11 protein-coding genes are annotated in these 22,358 nt (G+C 66.8%); 3 read left to right on the top strand and 8 right to left on the bottom strand.

The genetic code is table 11. The annotated features are described in order from the left end of the window. Positions 1 to 69: 69 nt before the first annotated feature. The 8 genes from J2W36_RS01225 to J2W36_RS01260 form a co-directional block, all read right to left on the bottom strand. Positions 70 to 840, bottom strand: coding sequence for an ABC transporter permease (locus J2W36_RS01225; protein WP_307688021.1), 771 nt, complete (start codon positions 838 to 840; stop codon positions 70 to 72). Beyond that, a complete protein-coding gene (locus J2W36_RS01230; RefSeq protein ID WP_307687835.1) occupies positions 840 to 1,706 on the bottom strand; it encodes an ABC transporter ATP-binding protein in 867 nt (288 codons plus the stop codon). Before J2W36_RS01230 ends, J2W36_RS01225 begins: the two co-directional genes overlap by 1 nt. Further along, positions 1,706 to 2,731: an ABC transporter substrate-binding protein gene (locus tag J2W36_RS01235; protein WP_307687836.1), complete on the bottom strand. Its 1,026-nt coding sequence runs from the start codon at positions 2,729 to 2,731 to the stop codon at positions 1,706 to 1,708. The genes J2W36_RS01230 and J2W36_RS01235 overlap by 1 nt, the downstream gene beginning before the upstream one ends. Before the next feature lie 194 nt (positions 2,732 to 2,925). Further along, positions 2,926 to 5,226: an NADP-dependent malic enzyme gene (locus J2W36_RS01240; RefSeq protein WP_307687837.1), complete on the bottom strand. Its 2,301-nt coding sequence runs from the start codon at positions 5,224 to 5,226 to the stop codon at positions 2,926 to 2,928. Between the two features lie 130 nt (positions 5,227 to 5,356). After that, positions 5,357 to 6,430 carry an AI-2E family transporter gene (locus tag J2W36_RS01245; protein ID WP_307687838.1) on the bottom strand — a complete coding sequence of 358 codons (1,074 nt, stop codon included), beginning with the start codon at positions 6,428 to 6,430 and terminating at the stop codon, positions 5,357 to 5,359. 39 nt (positions 6,431 to 6,469) lie between these two features. Next, complete coding sequence (locus J2W36_RS01250) at positions 6,470 to 7,180, bottom strand: GntR family transcriptional regulator (RefSeq protein WP_307687839.1); 711 nt, start codon at positions 7,178 to 7,180, stop codon at positions 6,470 to 6,472. Next, a complete protein-coding gene (locus J2W36_RS01255; protein WP_307687840.1) occupies positions 7,177 to 8,484 on the bottom strand; it encodes a C4-dicarboxylate transporter DctA in 1,308 nt (435 codons plus the stop codon). Before J2W36_RS01255 ends, J2W36_RS01250 begins: the two co-directional genes overlap by 4 nt. A gap of 120 nt (positions 8,485 to 8,604) precedes the next feature. Next, complete coding sequence (locus tag J2W36_RS01260) at positions 8,605 to 10,092, bottom strand: nucleobase:cation symporter-2 family protein (protein ID WP_307687841.1); 1,488 nt, start codon at positions 10,090 to 10,092, stop codon at positions 8,605 to 8,607. A gap of 113 nt (positions 10,093 to 10,205) precedes the next feature. On the opposite strand from J2W36_RS01260, the gene J2W36_RS01265 reads away from it, so the two are divergent. From J2W36_RS01265 to J2W36_RS01275, 3 genes are all read left to right on the top strand, one after another. Continuing rightward, complete coding sequence (locus J2W36_RS01265; RefSeq protein ID WP_307687842.1) at positions 10,206 to 11,096, top strand: LysR family transcriptional regulator; 891 nt, start codon at positions 10,206 to 10,208, stop codon at positions 11,094 to 11,096. Between the two features lie 122 nt (positions 11,097 to 11,218). After that, positions 11,219 to 20,584 carry a YDG domain-containing protein gene (locus tag J2W36_RS01270; protein ID WP_307687843.1) on the top strand — a complete coding sequence of 3,122 codons (9,366 nt, stop codon included), beginning with the start codon at positions 11,219 to 11,221 and terminating at the stop codon, positions 20,582 to 20,584. 61 nt (positions 20,585 to 20,645) lie between these two features. Continuing rightward, positions 20,646 to 22,340, top strand: coding sequence for a ShlB/FhaC/HecB family hemolysin secretion/activation protein (locus J2W36_RS01275; protein ID WP_307687844.1), 1,695 nt, complete (start codon positions 20,646 to 20,648; stop codon positions 22,338 to 22,340). Positions 22,341 to 22,358 lie beyond the last annotated feature (18 nt).

Consider the following 22,358-nt stretch of genomic DNA (forward strand, 5'->3'; position numbering starts at 1 on the left):
TGCCTTCTCGCCAAACACCGCGGAACCGGTCTTGCCGGGCCGCTGGTGTTACCCCCGGCAGGGGGCGAGCTAATCATTTTGTGAGCCGCGGTGGGCCCAGCCCGTGGTGTGCTTCTCGATCGCGCTGAAGAGCTCATACATCAGCATCGCCATCGCCCCGACGACCATCAGGCCGGCGAAGGCCAGGCCCATTTGCATGGACGAACCTGCCGAGATCAGCAGGTAGCCGATGCCCTCGTTGGCCGCCGTCATCTCGGACACCGTGGTGCCGACGAAGGCCAGCGTGATCGCCACCTTCAGCGATGCGTAGAAGTAGGGCATCGAGCGTGGCAGGCCGATCTTCACCAGCACGTCCCAGCGCTTGGCGCCCAGCACGCGCAGCACGTCTTCCAGCTCGGGCTCGAGCGTGGCCAGGCCTGTCGCGATGTTCACCATGATCGGGAAGAAGCTGATGAGGAACGCCGTCAGGATGGCCGGGCCGGCGCCGATGCCGAACCACACCACCAGGATCGGCACGAAGGCGGCCTTGGGCAGCGCGTTGAAGGCCGTCATGAGCGGGTACATCGCCGCGTAGGCCAGGCGCGAACTGCCGATGACGAAGCCCAGCAGCACGCCCACCACGATGGCCATGCCGAAGCCGACCATCGTCACCCAGAAGGTGCGCCAGGCATGGCCCGCGATGATGAGCTTGAACTCCCAGAACTGCGTCCAGATGCGCCAGGGGCTCGGGAAGATGAAATCGGAGACTTCGAAGGCCGAGCAGACGATCTGCCACAGCACGATCACCGCCACCAGCAGCAGCCAGGGCGACCAGCGTTCGATTTGCTTGGTGTTCTTCATCATGTCGCGGAGGTTGCGGCAGCGGTCTGTGCTGCGCTGATGCCGGTGTTTCGGATGGCACCGATGTGCCCGCGCAGTTCCAGCACGATGTCGGTGAACTCCTTGGTGTAGGTCACTTCCAGGTCGCGCGGGCGCGGCAGTTCGATCTCGCGCCGGACCACGAAGCGCCCCGGGCTCTTGCTCATCACGTACACCGTGTCGGCCAGGAAGACCGATTCGCGCAGATCGTGGGTGACCAGGATCACGTTGAACTGCTGCTCGGTCCAGAGGTCGCGCAGGATGCACCAGAGCTCTTCGCGCGTGAACGCATCGAGTGCGCCGAAGGGTTCGTCGAGCAGCAGCATCTTGGGCTCGTGGATCAGCGCGCGGCAGATGCTCGCGCGCTGCTGCATGCCGCCCGAGAGCTGCCACGGGAACTTGTCCTCGTAGCCGGCCAGGCCGACCTTCTGCAGCAGTCGGCGGGCGCGCTCGACGTATTCCTTGCGCTTGGCCTTGAAGGTCGAGCGGTAGGGTTCGACGATCTCCAGCGGGAGCAGCACATTGTCGACCGTGGTGCGCCAGGGCAGCAACGACGGTGCCTGGAAGGCCATGCCGGAAATCTTGAGCGGACCGGTCACCGGTTGGCCGTCGATGCGGATCTTGCCCATCGACGGCATTCTCAGGCCCGTCGTGAGCTTCATGAAGGTCGACTTGCCGCAGCCCGAAGGGCCGACGATGGCAATGAATTCGCCACGCTTGACCTTGAGGTCGATGGCCTCGACCGCGAAGTGGTTCTCGCGCAGCAACTGCTCGTTATAGGCGAGCCAGACGTCCTGGAAGTCGACGAAAGGCGCGTTGGCGCCCCCGGTGGCAGGTGCCGTTGCCATCACTTGTGCAGGATGTTCAGCTGCGCAGCCGGTGGCAGCAGCGTGCCGTTCCACACCGCGTCGGCGCTCACGCGCGTCTTGGTGTTGAAGGCGTCCGACACCTGCGAGGCCATCAGCGACAGGCGGCCCGGGTTGATGGCGCCGAAGCCTTCGGCACGCGCGTCGGGGCTGTTGATGACGGTGTCGATGGCCAACTGCAGGCGGCGCGTCTCCAGCTTGCTGTCGATGATGCCGTCGCGCGCCTTGACCGATTCAATGGCCACGGCCGGGTTTGAGATCACCTCGGCAGCGCCTTTGGCAAATGCGGTCAGGAACGCCTTGACTGCGGCCGGGTTCTCCTTGATGAGCTTGGGCGACGCGATGATCACGTTGCCGTACAGCTTGACGCCGTAGTCCGGGTAGGGCAGTACGACCACGTCGGAGGCCTTCGCGCCGCGCGCCTCCAGATTCAACAGCGAGGTGAAGGTGAAGCCCGTGATGGCATCGATGTCGCCGCGCATCAGCATGGTCTCGCGCAGGGTCGGGTCCATGGCGGTCCAGCTGACCGCGCCCACGCCATTGGCCTTGGCGAAGATCGGGAATGCGCGGCGGCCGGCGTCGAACACCGGTGCGCCGAGCTTCTTGCCGGTGAGGTCGGCAGGCTTGGTGATGCCGCTCTTCTTGAGCGCCATGACCGAGGCCGGTGTGTTGTTGTAGACCATCATCACCGCGACCGGCTTGTTCGGACTGTCGGGATTGTTGGCGTGGAATTCCATCAGCGCGGCCATGTCGGCAAAGCCCATGTCGTAGGCGCCCGAGGCCACGCGCGTGACAGTGCCGCCCGACCCGTTGCCCGCATCGATGGCGACATCCAGGCCGGCGCCCTTGAAGTAGCCCTTGGCGGCGGGATGCAGGAACAGGGCGGCCGGGCCTTCGAAGCGCCAGTCGAGTTGGAACTTGATCGGCGTTTGCGCATGCGCGGTGCCCAGGCCCAAGCAGAGGGCCGAGGCGGCGAGGAAGGACTGGAGCAACTGGCGCTTATTCATGGAGGACGTCTCGGTAAGGAAATGTCTTCCATTCAAGCAATATCGATGCCCGCACGCCATTGGTGCGAATCCGCAGAAGGCTCCAAACAAGTGCATGGCGCAATGCTCGGCTGTCACCGAGCACGCACATGGCAAAAGCAAGGCAAAACGCCCCATCGATTGCACCTCGATGGGGCGTTTTCAGCGTGCGTGCACTATTTCTGGATTGAGGCCTGCGCGACCGCCAAGGCCGTCATGTTGACCACGCGGCGCACGGTGGCCGACGCCGTGAGGATGTGCGCGGAATGCGCGGCACCCAGGAGCACCGGGCCGACCGTGACGCCGTTGGCGCCGGTCATCTTGAGCACGTTGAACAGGATGTTCGCCGCGTCCAGGTTCGGGCAGATCAACAGGTTGGCCTGGCCGGTGAGGGTGGAGTCGGGCAACACATGGCGGCGCACGTCTTCGGAAAGCGCCGCGTCGCCGTGCATCTCGCCGTCGCATTCGACGTCCGGTGCCATCTTGGCGAAGAGGTCGCGCGCCAGGCGCATCTTGCGCGCCGATCCGCGCTCGGACGAGCCGAAGTTCGAATGCGACAGGAATGCCACCTTGGGCGGCAGGCCGAAGCGGCGCACCTCTTCGGCCGCCATCATGGCGATGCTGGCGAGCGTTTCAGCGCTCGGGTCTTCATGCACGCTGGTGTCGGCAATGAAGAGCGTGAACTTCTCCAGCGTCAGCGCATTCATGGTGGCGAAACCCGGCGAGCCGCGCTTGACGCCCAGCACTTCGCGCAGGATCTTCAGATGGCTGTCGAAGCGGCCGACCAGGCCGCAAAGCATGGCGTCGGCGTCGCCCAGATGCACCATGAGCGAGGCGATGGTGGTGTTGGAGCGGCGCACCATCGCCTTGGCCGCCTCCGGCGTGATGCCGCGGCGGCCCATGAGCTGCTGGTAGCTTTCCCAGTACGTGCGAAAACGCGGGTCGTCTTCCGGATCGACGCAGTCGACGTCCACGCCAATGCGGATACGCAGGCCGGCCTTCTGGATGCGCGAGGCGATCACGCCCGGCCGCCCGATCAGGATCGGCTGCGCCAGGCCTTCGTCGACGGCGGTCTGTGCCGCGCGCAGCACGCGGTCATCTTCGCCCTCGGCATAGGCCACGCGTTTGGCGGTGGCGGCCTTGGCTGCGGAGAACACCGGACGCATGAACATGCCCGTCTGGTAGACGAACTGGGTGAGGTGTTGCCGGTAGGCCTCGAGGTCTTCGATCGGCCGCGTGGCAACGCCTGACGCCGCGGCCGCCTTGGCGACGGCGGGCGCAATGCGCAGGATCAGGCGTGAGTCGAAAGGCTTGGGAATGAGGTACTCGGGGCCGAACACCAGTTCCTGGCCGGCGTAGGCGGTGGCCACCTCCTCGCTGATGTCGGCCTTGGTCAGGTCGGCGATCTCGCGCACGCAGGCGAGCTTCATTTCTTCCGTGATCTTGGTCGCGCCGCAGTCGAGTGCGCCGCGGAAGATGTACGGGAAGCACAGCACGTTGTTGACCTGGTTCGGGTAGTCCGAGCGGCCGGTGGCGATGATGCAGTCGGGCCGAACGGCCTTGGCGAGTTCCGGGCGGATCTCGGGTTCCGGGTTGGCCAGCGCCAGGATGATCGGCTGCGTGCCCATGCTCTTGACCATGTCGGCCGTCAGCACGCCCGGCGCCGAGCAGCCGAGGAACACGTCGGCCTGCTGCACCACGTCGGCGAGCGTGCGCGCGCCGGTGTCCTTTTGCGCGTAGCGTGCCTTCGATTCGTCGAAGCCGCCGGCGCGCCCCATGTAGATCAGGCCCTTGGAGTCGACGGCATGGATGTTCTGCGGCTTGGCGCCCAGGCCGACCATCACGTCCAGGCAGGCCAGCGCGGCGGCGCCCGCACCTGAGACGGCGATCTTGACGTCCTCGATCTTCTTGCCGACCAGCTCGAGGCCGTTGAGCAGCGCTGCGGCCGAGATGATGGCGGTGCCGTGCTGGTCGTCGTGGAACACCGGAATGTTCATGCGCTCGCGCAGCTTCTTCTCGATGTAGAAGCACTCGGGCGCCTTGATGTCTTCGAGGTTGATGCCGCCGAGCGTCGGCTCCAGTGCCGCGATGATGTCCACCAGCTTGTCGGGGTCGTTCTCGGCCAGCTCGATGTCGAACACATCGATGCCCGCGAACTTCTTGAACAGGCAGCCCTTGCCCTCCATCACCGGCTTGGAGGCCAGCGGGCCGATGTTGCCCAGGCCCAGCACGGCGGTGCCATTGGTCACGACGCCAACGAGGTTCCCCCGCGAGGTGTATTCAGCGGCCAGTGCCGGGTCGGCGGCGATGTCCAGGCAGGGATAGGCCACGCCCGGAGAGTAGGCCAGCGACAGGTCGCGCTGGTTGAGCAGTGGCTTGGTCGGCGTGATCGAGATCTTGCCCTTGACGGGGCTGCGGTGGTATTCGCGTGCGGCATCGCGCAACGCTTCTTCAGCGGGGGAGAGGGGTGTGGACATGGCGCTCCTGTGGTTCTTTGCGACCTGGGAAGGCTACCCCAAAGCACAGGGCTTCGGCCTTGTGGCAAATACCGAAGTTGCATGGATGCGCGATCTCCCCGAGGTTCGCCACCTTCGGGGAGGGCGGCGCTCAGGGCACCGGTGGCGCGTTGCCGTCTTCGTCGTTCGAAGCGGAGAACAGGCTCCAGGCGGCCATGAAGAGCGCGGCGATCACCGGGCCGAGCACGAAACCGTTGATACCGAAGATCGCCATGCCCCCGATGGTGGACATCAGCACGATGTAGTCGGGCATCTGGGTGTCCTTGCCCACCAGCAGCGGGCGCAGGATGTTGTCGACCAGGCCGATCACGAACACGCCGACGAAGATCAGGACACCGCCCTGCACCCATTGCCCGGTCGCCAGGAAATAGATGGCCACCGGTCCCCAGATGATCGCAGCCCCCACCGCCGGCAGCAGCGACAGGAAGGCCATCAGCACCGCCCACAGCAGGGCGCCCTGCACGCCCAGGAACCAGAAGGCCAATCCGCCGATGGTGCCTTGCGCCACCGCCACGGCCACGTTGCCCTTGATGGTCGCGCGGATCACCGTGGTGAACTTGTTGAGCAGGTAATGCGTGTGCGGCTTGGCGAAGGGCAACGCGTCGCGCACCGTCTTGGACAGCGCACCACCGTCGCGCATGACGAAGTACAGCAGGTACAGCATCACGAAGAAGCTGACGACGAAATTGAAGGTGTTCTGGCCGATCGTCAGCGCCTGGCTTGCCACCACCTGGCTGCCTTGGGTGGCCACGTCCGAGATGCGTGCCTGCCAGGCGGCCATGTTCCCCAGGTTGAAGCGGTCGAGCAGGCTGATGATCCAGCGTGGCGTGGCATCGAGGATCTGCTGGAAGTAGCTGGCGAAATTCAACTGGCCGGAACGGATGTTCTGCGTGACCAGCACCACCTCCTGGATCAGCGACACCGTCACCGCCGCCAGCGGCAGGATCACGATCACCAGGCAGATCGTCAGTGTGGCGAGGGCGGCCAGGTTGCGACGGCCCGGCATCCTGCGCAGCAGCCGCTTGTAGAGCGGCGTGAACAGGATTGCCAGCGCAACGCCCCACATCACTGCGCCGAAGAACGGCAGCAGGATCCAGATGAAGGCGCAGGTGACGGTCAGCAGCATCAGGAGAAATGCGCCGCGCTGGACTTGAGGTGAATTCATGGTGACCGGAAATGTAGCCGACCGGATTCCCGGCTCCTGTCAGCCGCCGCGCCGCGCTGCCAATGGAGCCAGCGTTGTGCGCAATCGTTCACGCCGGTCGGGCGCCGCCGCGTCTGCGATGTCGAGCGCCTGCTCCACGTTGCCGATGTGCGCGATCATCAACGTGCGGGCCAGGCCGTGGTCGCCGGCCTCCAGCGCAGTCACGATGGCTGCGTGTTCCGCGCACGACCGGTCGGCTGCGTGGCGCGACTGGTAGAGCGTGGCGGCCAGCGTGGTGCGCGCCGTCAGGTCCCGCAGCACGTCGGCGAGCAGGCGGTGGCCCATGCGTTCGGCCAGGCACACGTGAAAGTCCGCCAGCAGGAAGGCGCGGGTGGCGGCGTCTGCGCCATCGACGGCGCTTTGCTCATCGGCCACGTGGCGCCGTAGCGCACCGATGACCGCCTGCAGCGGCCGGCCCGCATCCTCGAGGATGCCGGCCTCGACGATGCGGCGGGCAGCGAAGGCGTCGCGTGCCTGCGCTGCCGAGGGCTTCACCACGTACCACCCGCGCTTGGACTGCACTTCCACGAAGCCGCGCGCCTGCAACTGCATGAGGGCCTCGCGCACCATGGTGCGGCTCACCCCGAAATGGTCGGCCAGCGCCTGTTCGCCCAGCCGCTCGCCTGGCGCGAGCTTCTGCGCGAGGATGGACTCCACCACGCGCTCGGCGATCCGGGTCGGGCTGATGTCGGGTGGCCTGGCCACGCTCATGCGTGCTGGGCCTCGGGCGCGTCCTCGACGTCATCGTGCGGCAAGGCGCGCCCGTCGAGCACCGCATGGGCGCGCTCGCGGTCGATGTCGCCTTCCCAGGCAGCGATTGCCACCGTGGCCACGCAATTGCCCACCAGGTTGCCCAGCGCGCGCGCGATGCCCATGAACCAGTCGACCGACAGCACCAGCACCAGGCCGATGGCCGGGATCGCCGGGATGGCGTGCAGCGTGGCCGCCAGCACCACGATGGCCGAGCCTGGCACCCCATGGGCGCCCTTGGAAGTCACCAGCGCGATCGCCAGGATGGTCAGCAGGTCGGCCATGCCGATGGGCGTGTTGGTCGCCTGCGCGATGAACACGGCCGCCAGCGTGATGTAGATCGAGAAGGCATCGAGGTTGAAGGAGTAGCCGGTGGGAATCACCAGGCCCACCGTCGAGTCGCGGATGCCCATGCGGCGCAATTTGGCCATGACCTGCGGCAGCACGCTGTCCGATGAGGTGGTTGCGAAGACGATGGCCAATTCCTCGCGCAGATAGCGCAGCAGCTTGATCAGGCTGAAGCCCGACAGCCGCATCACCAGACCCAGCACCACGAAGACGAACGCCAGCACCGCCCCGTAATACAGTGCCACCAGCATGCCCAGTTGCTTGAGCGAGCCGATGCCGTAGCGTCCCACCGTGAAGGCGATCGCGCCGAGCACACCCAGCGGCGCCAGCTTGATGAGGATGCCCATGATCTTGAACAGCACCAGCGACAGCGCATCCACCACCGCCGCCACCGGCCGGCCGCGTTCACCCAGCAGCGACAGGGCGCAGCCGAAGAGCACGGCGATCAGCAGCACCTGGAGCACGTCGCCGGTGGCGAACGCACTGACGATGTTGGTCGGGATGAGCTTCATGAGGAACTCGACCGTACCCCCACCGGTGAGCTTGCTGGCGTTGTCGACATAGCCGCTCATGGCGCTGGCGTCCAGCTGGGCCGGGTCGACGTTCATGCCAACGCCCGGCTTGAAGACGAAGGCGAGGACCAGGCCCATCACCAGCGCGACCGTGGTGAGCACCTCGAAGTAGATCAGCGCCTTGATGCCCACCCGCCCCACGCGCCGCAGGTCGCCGGCGCCGGCGATCCCGTGCACCACCACGCAGAACACCAGCACCGGAATGATCATCTTGATCAGCTTGATGAACGCGTCGCCCAGCGGCTTGAGCTTGACGGCCAACTCCGGAAAGAAAAGCCCTGCGGCCACGCCCAGCACGAGTGCAAGGACGACCTGACCGAAGAGGGAGGTGGCAAAACGGCGCATCGGACGGCTTTCCAGTATCTTGTGTTTTTTTTATGCATGCAAGAAATGAGGAGTCTTGCATGCAAGAAATGTAGACAAGATCGGGCGCGTTGCCTTGCGGGTATTCCCGCGGCCTGACGCTCAGTGCGCCTCGGCCTGCCGGGCCGCAGCGATCACCGCGGCATCGTCCTGGCGGGCGCCGTTCAAGAACAGGTTGAGCAGCACCGCCGTGATCGATGCCAGCAGGATGCCGGACTCGATCAGCGAATGCAGCGCGTGCGGCATCCATTGCTTGAAGTTGGGTGCGATCAGAGGAATCATGCCGATGCCGATCGACACCGCGACGATCATCGCGTTGTGGCGGTTGGTCTTGAAGTCCACACCCGAGAGGATGCGGATGCCGGTGGCGGCCACCATGCCGAACATCACGATGCCCGCCCCGCCGAGCACCACCGTGGGCAGCGACTCGATCAGCGCCGCCATCTTGGGCAACAGGCCCAGCACGATCAGGATCACGCCGCCCGCCACGCACACGTAGCGGCTCCTTACGCCCGTCACCGCCACCAGGCCCACGTTCTGCGAGAAGCTGGTGTACGGGAAGGTGTTGAAGATGCCGCCAATCAGCGTGCCCAGGCCGTCGGTGCGCAGGCCCTTGGCGAGGTCCTGCTGCGAGACCTTGCGCCCGGTCATCTCGCCCAGGGCGAGGAACATGCCCGTCGACTCGATCATCACCACGATCATGATCAGCGTCATGGTCAGGATCAACACCGGGTCGAACAGCGGCATGCCGAAGTGAAAGGGCATGACGATGTCGAACCACGGTGCCTTGCCCACCTTCTCGAAGGTCATGATGCCCAGGGCCGTGGCCACCACCGCGCCGATGGCGATGCCCAGCAGCACCGAGATGTTGGCAATGAAGCCGCGCGCGTACTTCACGATCAGCAGGATGGACACCAGCACCACGGCAGCGACGCCGAAGCCCGTGAGGTCGGCGTACTTCGGGTTGGGCACCGTGGGCATGATGGCAAAGCCCTTGGGCACGGCCGGAATGGCGCTCCCGGGCGAGGTGACGTCGGCCAGCCATTTGACGTAGGCAGGGTCGACGATGGAGGGGGCCGTCGGACCGAACGGATTGCCGAAGATCCAGTTGATGCCCACGCGCATCAGGCTGATGCCGATGACCGCGATGATCGTGCCCGTGACCACGGGCGGGAAGAAGCGCAGCAGGCGGCTGACCAGCGGCGCAATCAGAATCGAAACGACGCCAGCGCCGATGATGGCGCCGAACAGCAACTGCGCCCCCGCCACGCCGGGATTCGCGTTGGCAATGGCCACCATGGGGGCCACCGACGCAAAGGTCACGCCCATCATCACCGGCAGCCTGATGCCGAACCACTGCGTCGCGCCCAGCGACTGGATCAGCGTGGCAATGCCACAGCAGAAAAGGTCGGCCGAAATGAGCAGTGCCACTTCGCTGGGGCTCAGCTTGAGTGCGCGCCCGACGATCAGCGGCACGGCCACCGCACCCGCATACATCACCAGCACATGCTGCAACCCCAGCGCGCCGAGCTTGCCGATGGGAAGGCGCTGGTCCACGGGGTGAACTGCGTCGGAAGCTGAAGAACTCATGAACGACTCCTGGCCGAAAGTGCGGGCACGCCGGGCGTGCGACGGCCGCAAGAATAGAGGTTCGGCTTCCATCAGAAAAGACGCACAATTCAATAAATCAATCGTCTTTCACGATGAAACCAAATCTGAGCGAGCTGCAGGTGTTCGTCACCCTGGCCGAAAGCAGTCATTTCACGCGGGCGGCAGAGCGTCTGGGCATCTCGCAGTCTTCGTTGAGCGCGGCGCTGGTCAAGCTCGAAAAGCAACTGGGTGCCCGGCTGTTCGATCGCCACACGCGGGCCTGCAGCCTCACGGACACCGGGGTCGCACTGTTGCCCGCCGCGCGGCGCCTGCTGGCTGACTGGGAGCATCTGCTGTCGGACGCCCGCGACTTCGCGCAGTTCACGCGTGGGCGTGTCACCGTTGCGGCGCCCAACGCGCAATGCGCGCTGTTGCTGCCGCCCGTGATCCGGGCCTTCCGCGAAAGCCATCCGGGCGTGCGCGTGGTGCTGCACGACGTGCCCGAGCACGAGGTGCACACCCTGGTGCGCACCGGCGCCGCCGATCTGGGCATTGCCACGCAGACCGACGCCCGCATCGACCTGACGGCCACTGCGCTGTTCACCGACCAGTTCGTCGCCGTGTTGCCGCCCGGGCATGCGCTGAGCGCTCGGCGATCGCTGGAATGGGCGCAGTTGGCGCGCGAATCGATCATCGGCTACCTACCGGGCAATCCGGTGCGTCGCCTGCTCGACGAAAAGCTCGCCGATCGCGGCATCGCACTCGACTACGCCTTCGAGATCGCCTTGCCCTGGACGATGATCGGCCTCGCGCGCGAAGGACTGGGCATCGCCGTGGTCACGATGGCGCTGCGGCCGCTGGCACAGTGGCACGGGCTGGAGGTGAGACCCATCGGGCGGCCTCAACTGGCACGCACGCTGGTGCTGCTGCGCACGCCAGGCAACTCGCTGTCGCCAGCGGCAGCGGCCTTTCGGGACTTGCTGACGGGTGCGACGCCTGCCTGAATCAGGTCGACACTTCGAACGGTACGGCATGCGAAGCAAGGACGGTAAAGGCCCTCACATCGCGGCTTCGAAAATGGGACGTACGTTCACACTTGCATCTGTCCTATTTTGTTACAAATGCAATGTCCACCTTCCGTCACGGCTCGTTCAATCGCGCATTCTCACTGGTCTGGAATGAACAATCGCAGGCGTGGGTGCCCGCGCCGGAGGGCTCCCGAGCTCGTGGCAAACGCGGCGCGACGGCGATCGCCGCTGCCGTCCTGACAACGCTGGCGGGCTCGGCGTATGCCGACGGTGCGTTACCGACAGGCGGGACGGTGACCGCCGGCAGTGCCTTCATCGGACAAGTCGGTTCGGCCATGACCATCCGGCAGGCCAGCGACAAGGCGGTCATCGACTGGAAGGGCTTTAGCATCGGCGCGGGCAACAGCGTGACTTTCGCCCAGCCGTCCAGCGCCTCCATCGTGCTGAACCGCGTGGTCGGGCAGGACCCGACGCAGATTCTCGGCACCATGCAGGCCAACGGGCAGGTGTTCCTGGTCAATCCCAACGGCGTCGTGTTCGCGCAGGGCGCTCAGGTGAGTACGGCCGGCCTGGTCGCCTCTACGCGCGACATTGCCACCACCGATTTCATGAACGGCCGATTTGCCTTCAGCGGCAGCGGCACTGGCCGCGTGGTGAACCAGGGCACACTGGCGGCGCAGAGCGGTGGCTACGTGGCGTTGATCGGCGCGCAGGTCGTCAACGGCGGCACCATCCAGGCACCCGGCGGCGACGTGCGCATGGCCGCGGCCGACGCCGTCTCGCTGCGCATCGACGGCGCTGGTCTCACCGGCTTCACGGTCGAACGCGGCACGCTCGACGGCCTGGCGGCCAACCAGGGCCTGATTCAGGCCGCGGGCGGACGCATTGCACTGACGGCCGACGCGGTCGACGCGCTGTCCCGCGCGGTGGTCAACCACACCGGCATCATCGAGGCACAGAGCGCCGAGGGCCGCAATGGCGTGGTTGAACTGCGCGGTGATGCGGCCGTGGGCCAGGTTGGGGTTTCCGGTCGCATCGACGTGTCTTCAGCGAGCGGCGCCGGCGGCGTGGTCGGCATCACCGGCCGCGAGGTGGCTCTAGAGGGTACGGCTGCCATCGACGCGTCCGGTGCCACCGGCGGCGGCATGGTGCGTGTGGGCGGCGGTTGGCAGGGCAAGGACGCGGATCTGGCGAACGCGTCGAAGGTCGCCATGGCGCCCGGCGCGACGATCGACGTCAGCGCCAGACAGCGCGGCAACGGCGGAACCGCCGTGCTTTGGTCGCAGGACTACACCGCCTTCTCCGGCAGCATCGCCGCGCGTGGCGGTGCATCGGGCGGCAACGGCGGCAAGGTCGAGACGTCTTCGCACGACCTGCTGCAGGCGCTCGGCCGCGTGGACAGCACGGCGCTCGCCGGTCTTGGCGGCGCGTGGCTGCTGGACCCGTACAACGTGACCATCGCCTCGTCAGGCGCGGCTGGCACGGCCTACGCTGCCAACTATTCGCCCACGGCCGATTCGACCATCCTGGCGAGTTCTATCGCCAGCTCGCTCAACGCCGGCACCAATGTCACCATCACCACTGGCAGCTCGGGCACGTCGGCGGGCAACATCACCGTCGCCGCGCCGATCACGGTGAGCAACAACAACTACTTCGTTGGCCCGACGCTGACCCTGCAGGCGGCCAACGACATCAACGTCAACGCCGCGATCACCAACAGCAGCACGACGCCGAACAATCGGCTGAATGTGGTGCTCACGCCCGGCAACTCCGGTTCGGTCAACTTCGGCGCCACCGGCAGCATCACCACGCACGGCGGCAACGTCTACGTCGGCGCCCTGTCTGGCACGGGCACGGCAGAAACCGTCTCGGCCCAGGGCAACAACCTCACGATGACGGCCGGCAGCTTCATCGAGACCAACGGCGGCATGCTCGACGCCCGGGTCAACGGCAGCATTTCCCTGGCCGCAGGCAGCATTCGTAGCGACGGCAGCAACTCGGCCTACTACACCACCGCCCCCACCACCGGCTCGCAGCGCGGCATCGCCATCCACTTGGCGGCCGCCGCCATCGACAGCACCAACACCAGCGCGACCACCGCAGACATCCGCACGCAGGTCGATACCTCGCTGCAGGCCGGCAGCGTGGGCAGCAGCGCCAACCCGATCAAAATCGGCACTGCTGGCGCCTACGATGGCTACGGTCGGCTCACGGTAAGCAACAGCACGGGCAGTTCCTACGTGAACGAGGTGGGTGCGTACCAGTCGTTCGCGACGGTTGCGGTCAACGTCGGCTCGCAGGCCTCGGCCACGCAGGACATCCGTATCCTGGGCGACTTCGGCGGCAACGGCCACGACGGCACGGGCCACATCCTGGTGCAGAACGATGCCAACGGTGTGACCGCATTGAACACCGGTGATATCAACACCGTTGGCAGCGGTCGCGCGACCAGCGTGGAGGTTGCAGGCAACACCCTCACGTTCGCCGACAACGCGGTGAAGACCGGCGACGGCTACTTCTCCGCATCGGCCACGACGCTCAAGGGCGCGGCCGCTGGCAACGGCGTTGCCGACATCGTTTCGGCCGATATCCGCCTGACTGGCGCCGACGTGGGCGCGCAGTCCCATCCGATCGAGCTGGCCACCACGCCCGGATACAACCTGCCCTATTACAACTACAGCAGTCTCACAGTCAGCAATACCGGCGGATCAACCTACCTGAAGGTCGTGGACGATTCGTTCAACTACATCAACCTCAGCAACGTCAAAGACGCAGGTTCGCACCACATTCTGTTTTCGGGCGGCGACCACATCGACTACTCGACGGATGGCGGCAATGTGGTGCTGCCCACCCTCAGCGGCGGTGCGACCGACGGCAGCACCTTCTTCGCTACGACCGGCATCGACACCACGCGCAGCCCGACGAACCCGCGCTACCTGGGGATGACCGCCACCAGCGGCGGCTTCGTGTTCGACGACAACTCGGTCAATCTCGGCGCCGGCAGCTATTCAGTCGTGATCCCCAGGTCCAACGCCACGGGCACCATCGCGGCGCAGAACACCTATAACGCCAGCGCGCCGGTGGCTCAGATCACGGCGGGCGACGTGTCCTTCAACGTGCAAAACGATGTCACCCCGGGTGTCACCACGATTGGCGATGGTGGCAAGGACATCCAGATCGCCCAGGGGGTCGGCGCTGCCGGCAACACCCTGTCGGTCTCAACGCAGCAGGGCAACGTGAACATCCACGAGCTCACGCAGAACCACTTCAAGTCGATCCAGCTCAACCTTGGCTCGGCGAGCGCCGCGCAGACCATCGCGATCGACCTGGCCGGTGCCGACGACATCAACTTCAGCGATTCAGGCAGTCTGGTGCTGGTTGACCCCACCAAGGTGGCAGTCTCCGCCAACAACCGCAATTTCTCGCTCAGCGCCTACGAACGCAATATCGAGACCGATGGCAACGCGCTCACGACCGGCTCTTACTCGCTGAGCACCGGCCAGCTGCTCAAGCTCAACGGCGACGTGCGCACAGACGGCGGTGACATCAGCCTTTCTGGCTCGCGCGGCGTGGATCTGATGAAATCCGTGCGGGTCGACAGCAACGTCGGCCGTCTGGGCGCTGGCGGAAACATCAACATCGGCACCGATTCGTCCACGCCGAGCTACACCGTCTCTTCCACCGGCGGGCAGAACACGCTGACGGTGGATTCGAGCTCGATCGACAACATCGGCGGCAACATCGGTTTCTCGAGCAACGTCGATTCGCGGGCGGGCGCCTTCCTGGCCGGCCTGACGCTCAATGCCGGCGGCGCCGCCCCCACAGCGGCTGGCGTCAGCAACGACGGCAGTGTTTCCATCGGCAGCTACAGCAACAACAACGCCAGCGCCAGCAGCATCCTGCTCAAGGGCAGCTTCGCCTCGACCGGCCTGAACTACCTGGCCAGCCTGTATGGCCAGACCATCGATACCGAGCAGGGCAACACCGGCTCGGCCGGCAACATCACTTTCGGTGGAGGGGAGTTCTCAAGCAACGCCAGCTATGGCGCGCTGAAGTTCGATGCCAGCACCACCGCCACCGCAGGCAACGGCGGCAGCGTCAACCTGGCCACCCGCCATGACCTGGGCCGGACCCTGCTTGCCGGCGCGATGACCGTCACCGCCACCGCAGGCACGGGCGGCACGGCCGGCGACATCACGCTGGGCGCGGTGAGCACCAGCAACGCCAGCTACAACGGCACGGGCGCCGGCTCGCAGAGCTACACCGGCGGCGCCATCACGTTGACCGACAACCTCACCACGACCAACGCGGCCATCGGGCTGAACGGCAGCGCGATACGCATCGGCGCCGCGAGCGTCGTCATCGACACCAACAGCAGCAACAGCGGCAACTCGGGCAGCGTGACGATGTCGGGCGCACTGGCGGGCTCGGTGACGGGCGCGCTGCTCGCCATCGACACGACGTCTTCGTCCGGTAGCGGCGGTGCGGTGAGTCTGGGACAGGGCGCGGGCAATGGCGGCGGCCATTACCTGGGCGGCTTGAACATCAACACCGCGCGCGGCGGCAGCGGCACCCATGGCGCCATCAACCTCTCAGCCGCGGTGGCCACCGAGGGCACCCAGACCTACGCGGGTGGCGTTGTCTCCAGCACTGTCGGGCTGTCGACCAACGGCGGCGACATCGACCTGCGCAGCGCGGCTGGCATCGCACTCACTGGTACGGCCGGCGCGGCCTACACCATCAGCACCGACCGTGCGGGCGGCAGCAACGATGCCGGTGCGCTATCACTCGGCGCGTTGGCGCTCAACGGCTCCTACGCCCTCAGCATTGACACCACTGCAGACGGCGGCGGCGCGGGCAAGGCGCTGAGCCTCAATGCCACGGGCGCGACGACCGCGTTCGCGTCGGTCAGTACGGCGTCCAGCAACCTGGTGCTCAACGGCACGGTGCGGGCTTCCGGCCCCGTCACCATGGAAGCGCGCGGCGCCACGTCGAACCTGACCATCGCCAACACCGGCTCGGTCGTCACCACCAACGCCAGCGACATCGTGCTGGCCGCAGGCGGCAACTTCACCAACAACAAGGGCGCGACCGGCATCGTGCCAGGCTCGGGCGGGCGCTATTTTGTCTACGCCAGCGATCCTTCCCTCAGCACCGAGGGCATGACGGGCTACAGCAAGCACTACAACCAGACCTATACAGCAGGGGCCACGCCCGCATATGCCAGCAGCACCGGCAACTGGTTCCTGTACGCCATCGCGCCGGTCGTCAGCGTGGTTCCGAACGCCACCAGCGTGGTCTACGGCAGCGCGGATCCGTCGACCGCACTGACGGCCGGCAACTACCACGGGCTGATCGACGGCGACACGCTGTCGTCCTTTGGCGGCAGCCAGGCGCTCACGCTGGCCTCGGCCGGAACGCTCTCCGGCGCGGGCTTGCGCCAGGCGGGCAACTACGCATACACGCTCAACGGAACGCTCACCGACAGCCTGGGCTACACCTACGCGCCCTTCGCGCAGAGCCTGACCGTGACACCGCGCGCGCTGGCGCTGAGCGGCATCGCTGTGAGCAACAAGGCCTACGACGGCACCACCGTCGCAACCATCACCGGCATGGCGTCGGCCTCGGCGGCGCTCCCGGGCGATTTTGTGACCGTCTCCGGCACGGGCACTGGCTCCTTCGCTAGCGCCAATGCCGGCGGCAACATCGCCGTGACGGTCGGCGGCTACGCCATTGGCGGCACTGACGGCGGCAACTACCTCGCCTCGCAACCCACAGGCCTGCAGGCCAGCATCACGCCCAAGGCACTGACGATCGCCGGCAGCAGCGTCGTCGCCAAGACGTACGACGGCGGCACCTCGGCCACCATCGTGGCGGGCAACCTCAACGGTCTGGTCGGCAGTGAGACATTGGGCGTGTCCGGCAGCGGCACCTTCGCCGACAAGAACGCGGGCACCGCCAAGAACGTGACGACGGCCTACACGCTGGCCAACGGCACGGACAACAACGCCGGCCTGGCGTCGAACTACAGCCTGGCCGGTCAGACGCTTGCCGGCGACATCGTGGCCAAGACGATCGCGGTCACCGCCACCGGGGTGAACAAGACCTACGACGGTTCGACCTCGGCCGCCGCCACGCTGGCGAGCGCAGGCATCGTCGGCAACGACGTGGTGAATTTCTCCGGCAACGCGACCTTCGCCGACAAAAACGCCAGCACCGGCAAGACCGTGACCGTTGCCGACATGACCGCCGCCGGCACCGATTCGGGCAACTACAGCATCGCCAACGCCACCGCCACGACCACCGCCGACATCTCGGCCAAGGCCATCACGGTGACCGCAACCGGCGTCGGCAAGACCTATGACGGCACGACCGGGGCGACGGCCACCCTGGCCAGCACCGGCGTGATCGGCAACGACGTGGTGAGTTTCAGCGGCAACGCCAGCTATGCCGACAAGAACGTCGGCGCCAACAAGGCCGTGAGCGTGACTGGCATCGGTGCAAGCGGCGCCGACGCGCTCAACTACACCGTGTCCTCCAGCAGCGCCGCCACCACCGCAAGCATCGTCGCCAGGACCATCACGGTTGCGGCCACGGGTGTGGGCAAGACCTACGACGGCGGCACCTCGGCCACGGCCACGCTGTCGAGCGCTGGCGTGGTCGCGGGCGACACGGTGAGCTTTGGCGGCAGCGCCAGCTTCGCCGACAAGAACGCCGGCACCGCCAAGGCGTTGAACGTGACCAACATCGGCAAGAGCGGCGCGGACGCGGGCAACTACCTGTTGTCCGGCACCACGGCCGCGACCACGGCGGACATCGCCGCCAAGGTCATCACCGTAACCGCGACCGGCCTCGGCAAGACCTACGACGGCACCACCGCCGCCACGGCCACGCTGGCCAGCAACGGCGTGATCGGCAACGACGCGGTGAGTTTCAGCGGCACCGCCACGCTCGCCGACAAGAACGTCGGCACCGGCAAGGCGGTCAGTGTGGCCAACATCTCTGCCGACGGCGCGGATGCGGGCAACTACACCTTCAACACGACGGCGGCCACCACCGCCGCCGTGACGGCCAAGACCATCACCGTCGCCGCCACCGGCGTAGGCAAGACCTACGACGGCACCACCGCAGCGAACGCCAACCTGGCGAGCGCGGGCGTGGTGGCCGGCGACGCGGTGAACTTCAGCGGCACTGCCAGCTATACCGACAAGAATGTCGGCACGGGCAAGACGGTCAACATCGCCGGTATCTCCAAGAGCGGTGGGGACGCGGGCAACTACCTGCTCACCGGCACCACGGCCGCGACGACCGCCGATATCGCCGCCAAGGCCATCACCGTCGCCGCAAGCGGTGTCGGCAAGACCTACGATGGCACCACCGCCGCGAGCGCCGACTTGGCGAGCGCGGGCGTTGTGGTCGGCGACACGGTGAACTTCAGCGGCTCGGCCAGCTATGCCGACAAGAACGCCGGTACGGGCAAGACGGTGAATGTCGCCGACATCTCCAAGAGCGGCGCGGACGCGGGCAACTACCTGCTCACCGGTACGACGGCCGCCACCAGCGCCGACATCGCGGCCAAGGCCATCACCGTCGCCGCGACCGGTGTCGGCAAGACCTACGACGGCACGACGGCCGCCGCGGCCACCCTGGCGAGCAGCGGCGTTGTCGGCAACGACGTGGTGAACTTCGACGGTACCGCCAGCTATGCCGACAAGAACGCCGGCACGGGCAAGGCGGTCAATGTTGCCGGCATCTCCAAGAGCGGCGCAGACGCGGGCAACTACCTGTTGTCCGGCACGACGGCCACAACCACGGCCGACATCGCGGTCAAGGCCATCACCGTCGCTGCAACTGGCGTCGGCAAGACTTATGACGGCACCACCGCCGCCACGGCCACCCTCGCGAGCAGCGGCGTCGTCGGCAACGACGTGGTGAACTTCAGCGGCACCGCCAGCTATGCGGACAAGAACGCCGGCATGGGCAAGACGGTCAACATCGCCGGCATCGCCAAGAGCGGCGCGGACGCGGAAAACTATGTGCTGGCGACCACCGGCGCGAGCACCACGGCGGACATCGCCGCCAAGGTCATCACCGTAACCGCGACCGGCCTCGGCAAGACCTACGACGGCACCACCGCCGCCACGGCCACGCTGGCGGGCAACGGCGTGATCGGCAACGATGCGGTGAGTTTCAGCGGCACCGCCACGCTCGCCGACAAGAACGTCGGCACCGGCAAGGCGGTGACGGTCGCGGGCATCGCTTCCAGCGGCGCGGACGCGGGCAACTACACCTTCAACACGACAGCGGCCACCACCGCCGACGTCGCGGCCAAGACGATCAACGTTGACGCCACTGGCATCGGCAAGACCTACGACGGCACCACCGCCGCGACCGCCAACCTGGCGAGCGCGGGGGTTATCGCGGGCGACACGGTGAACTTCAGCGGCACCGCCAGCTATGCCGACAAGAATGTCGGCACGGGCAAGACGGTCAGCATCGCCAACATCGCCGCCAGCGGCACCGACGCGGGCAACTACATGCTGGCAAACACCGGTGCAAGCACCACAGCCGACATCGCTGCCAAGGCCATCGCCGTGACCGCCAGCAGCGCCGGCAAGGTCTACGACAGCACGACGGCGGTGGGCGTGAGCCTGACGCCGGTCGGCATCATCGCGGGCGACACCGTGACGGTCGCGGGCGCGGCCACCCTGGCCAATGGCAATGCGGGCACGGACAAGGCCGTCGCGGTCACCGGCATCACGCTGGGCGGCAGCGACGCTGGCAACTACCGCGCCGACAGCACGGCCAGCACCACCGCCACCGTTGCGCCGCGCCAGCTCGCCGTGGCGCTGCAGGGCCCGGTCGCCAAGTCCGAGGACGGCAACAACACCGCCACGCTGAGTTCGGGCAACTACGTCATTGCCGGCCTGGTCGGCGGCGACGCGATCAGCATCACCCACGCCACCGGCCTCTATGCCGACGGTAAGGTGGGCTCCGACAAGCTGGTTTCGACCACGCTCGGCGCGGGCGACTATCAGGCCTCCGGTCAGACGCTGCTTGCCAACTACCTGCCCTATGTGGGACCGGTGAGCGGCGCGGTCGGGCTGGTGCAGGACGCGACGACCACCTCATCCGGCTACCGGGCGGCGGTCAGCAATGCCGTCACGGCGGCCCTGGCAATCGCACCGCAGGCCAGCGACGTGCAACTTTCCCTGAACAGCGCCGCGCCGCTGCCCGAGGCGGCCGCGCAGTCGCAAGCCTCCGGCGCGCAGGCCGAGAGAACGATAGGCGAGGGGGGCGATGCCAGCCCGCCGCGCCAGGGCACCGCGCGCCGCAGCGAAGTCACAGCGGTCAGCTCCAACAGCGCCGAGAACCTGATACAGCGCCGCACCTTCAGCGTGGCCGACGGCGGCATCCGCCTGCCGGCCGGCGTGCGAGGCTCCGACAGGGACGCCTCCCAGTAAACCGACGCCGCGCGAAGTGCGCGGCCGTCCTCTTCACCCCGAATTCGAGATCAAACCGTCCATGAGCATTTCCATCACCGAGGCTGGCAGCAGCCGCAGCCGGCTCAACCTGAGCATCCTGGCCCTGCTGGCCGCCTTCCCTGCGCTGCCAGCGCTGGCCCAGGGCATTGCGCCGCCCGACGCCGGGCAGGTGCTGCGCGACCTGCGCCCGTCGCTCGAGAACGCGCCACGCGGCAATATCACGCTCGCGCTGCCGGCCGATGCCGACACCAGCGCGGACACCGGCCTGCGTTTCCACGTCCGCGAGATCCGCCTGCAGGGCATGCAGCAGATCGACGAGGCCACGCTGCATGCCTTGGTCGCACCGCTCGAAGGCGGCGAAACCACGCTCGGCGGCCTGCGCCAGGCGGCCCAGCGCATCACGCAGTTCTACCGCCAGCGCGGCTTCATCGTCGCGCGTGCCTTCGTGCCCGCCCAGCAGTTGACCGACGGTGTGGTCACCATCGCGGTGCTCGAAAGTTCCATGGCCTCCTATCGGCTGGACAACCGCAGTACCGTGCGCGATGACGCAATGTCCCGCGTGGTCGATGCGCAGTCCATGCAGGACCAGCCCATCGTGGCCGACCGCATGGACCGCACGCTGCTGCTGCTGGCCGACCTGCCCGGTGTCGGCAACGTCAATGGCGACTTGAAGCCTGGGGAGAAAGTCGGCACTTCCGATCTGGTCATCCATGCCGAGCCCGGCAAGAGCATCGAAGGCGATTTCTCCGTCGACAACTACGGCAACCGCTTCACCGGGCAGAACCGTGCCAACGCGCACCTCACCTTCAACAACCTCAATCATGCGGGCGACCGGCTCGACCTCCGCGGCACCGGCTCCAACCAGGACCTGCTGTCCGGCCGTGCCGCCTACGACATGCCGCTGTCGGGCAACGGCCTGCGCGGCGGCCTGGCGCTCAGCAGCACCCGCTATGAACTCGGCCGCGAATTCGCCAATCTCGACGCCAACGGCACCGCCCGCACCGCCAGCGCCTACGCCAGCTACCCGCTGCTGCGCGGCATCAACCAGAACGTCTGGTTCGCGGGCTCGCTGGAATACCGCGCGCTGCGCGACCGGGTGGGGCTGATCTCCTCGCAGACCGACAAGCAGGCCCGCGTCGCAACGCTGGAAGCCTATGGCGACCTTGCCGACTCGCTGGGCGGCGGCGGTTACAACACGTGGCGAATCGCCGGCACCGGGGGCCAGCTGGACATCCAGACGCCCGCGGCGGAGGCCATCGATGCCGCAGGCCCCCGCGCCGCCGGCGGCTATGGCAAGCTGCAACTGGCCGCCAGCCGGCTGCAAAGCCTGCCGGGCGACTTCACGCTGGCGGTGCAGGCCTCCGGTCAGGTGGCACACAAGAACCTGGACTCGTCCGAGAAATTCGTGACGGGCGGCGCCTACGGCGTGCGCGCCTATCCGCAGGGCGAGGGTGTGGGCGACGACGGCTGGTTGCTGAACGTGGAACTGCGCCGAAGCATCGTGCCGGGCTTGCAGGCCAGCGTCTTCTACGACGCGGGCGGCGCCCGTTTCAGCCACGACGCTTACGCCACCGGCCGCAATCGCGAGACGCTGCGCGGCTATGGCTTCGGGCTGCAGGGCCGGTGGAAGGAGTTCTACGGACAGGCGACCATCGCCTGGCGCGACGGCCAGGCTCCCTTGACCGCACCTGACCGCAATCCACGTTTGTGGCTAGCGACCGGCTGGCGGTTCTGAGGGGGCGCGCTGGACGCA

This window comes from Variovorax ginsengisoli, assembly GCF_030811835.1.
GTDB classification, from domain to species: Bacteria; Pseudomonadota; Gammaproteobacteria; order Burkholderiales; family Burkholderiaceae_C; genus Variovorax; species Variovorax ginsengisoli_C.

What these genes read in the sequence shown, in the direction of transcription:
- J2W36_RS01240 (WP_307687837.1), bottom strand. Translation starts at nt 5,226, where the DNA reads ATGTCCACACCCCTCTCCCCCGCTGAAGAAGCGTTGCGCGATGCCGCA.
- J2W36_RS01250 (WP_307687839.1), bottom strand. Translation starts at nt 7,180, where the DNA reads ATGAGCGTGGCCAGGCCACCCGACATCAGCCCGACCCGGATCGCCGAG.
- J2W36_RS01255 (WP_307687840.1), bottom strand. Translation starts at nt 8,484, where the DNA reads ATGCGCCGTTTTGCCACCTCCCTCTTCGGTCAGGTCGTCCTTGCACTC.
- J2W36_RS01235 (WP_307687836.1), bottom strand. Translation starts at nt 2,731, where the DNA reads ATGAATAAGCGCCAGTTGCTCCAGTCCTTCCTCGCCGCCTCGGCCCTC.
- J2W36_RS01265 (WP_307687842.1), top strand. Translation starts at nt 10,206, where the DNA reads ATGAAACCAAATCTGAGCGAGCTGCAGGTGTTCGTCACCCTGGCCGAA.
- J2W36_RS01245 (WP_307687838.1), bottom strand. Translation starts at nt 6,430, where the DNA reads ATGAATTCACCTCAAGTCCAGCGCGGCGCATTTCTCCTGATGCTGCTG.
- J2W36_RS01270 (WP_307687843.1), top strand. Translation starts at nt 11,219, where the DNA reads ATGTCCACCTTCCGTCACGGCTCGTTCAATCGCGCATTCTCACTGGTC.
- J2W36_RS01260 (WP_307687841.1), bottom strand. Translation starts at nt 10,092, where the DNA reads ATGAGTTCTTCAGCTTCCGACGCAGTTCACCCCGTGGACCAGCGCCTT.
- J2W36_RS01225 (WP_307688021.1), bottom strand. Translation starts at nt 840, where the DNA reads ATGAAGAACACCAAGCAAATCGAACGCTGGTCGCCCTGGCTGCTGCTG.
- J2W36_RS01275 (WP_307687844.1), top strand. Translation starts at nt 20,646, where the DNA reads ATGAGCATTTCCATCACCGAGGCTGGCAGCAGCCGCAGCCGGCTCAAC.
- J2W36_RS01230 (WP_307687835.1), bottom strand. Translation starts at nt 1,706, where the DNA reads ATGGCAACGGCACCTGCCACCGGGGGCGCCAACGCGCCTTTCGTCGAC.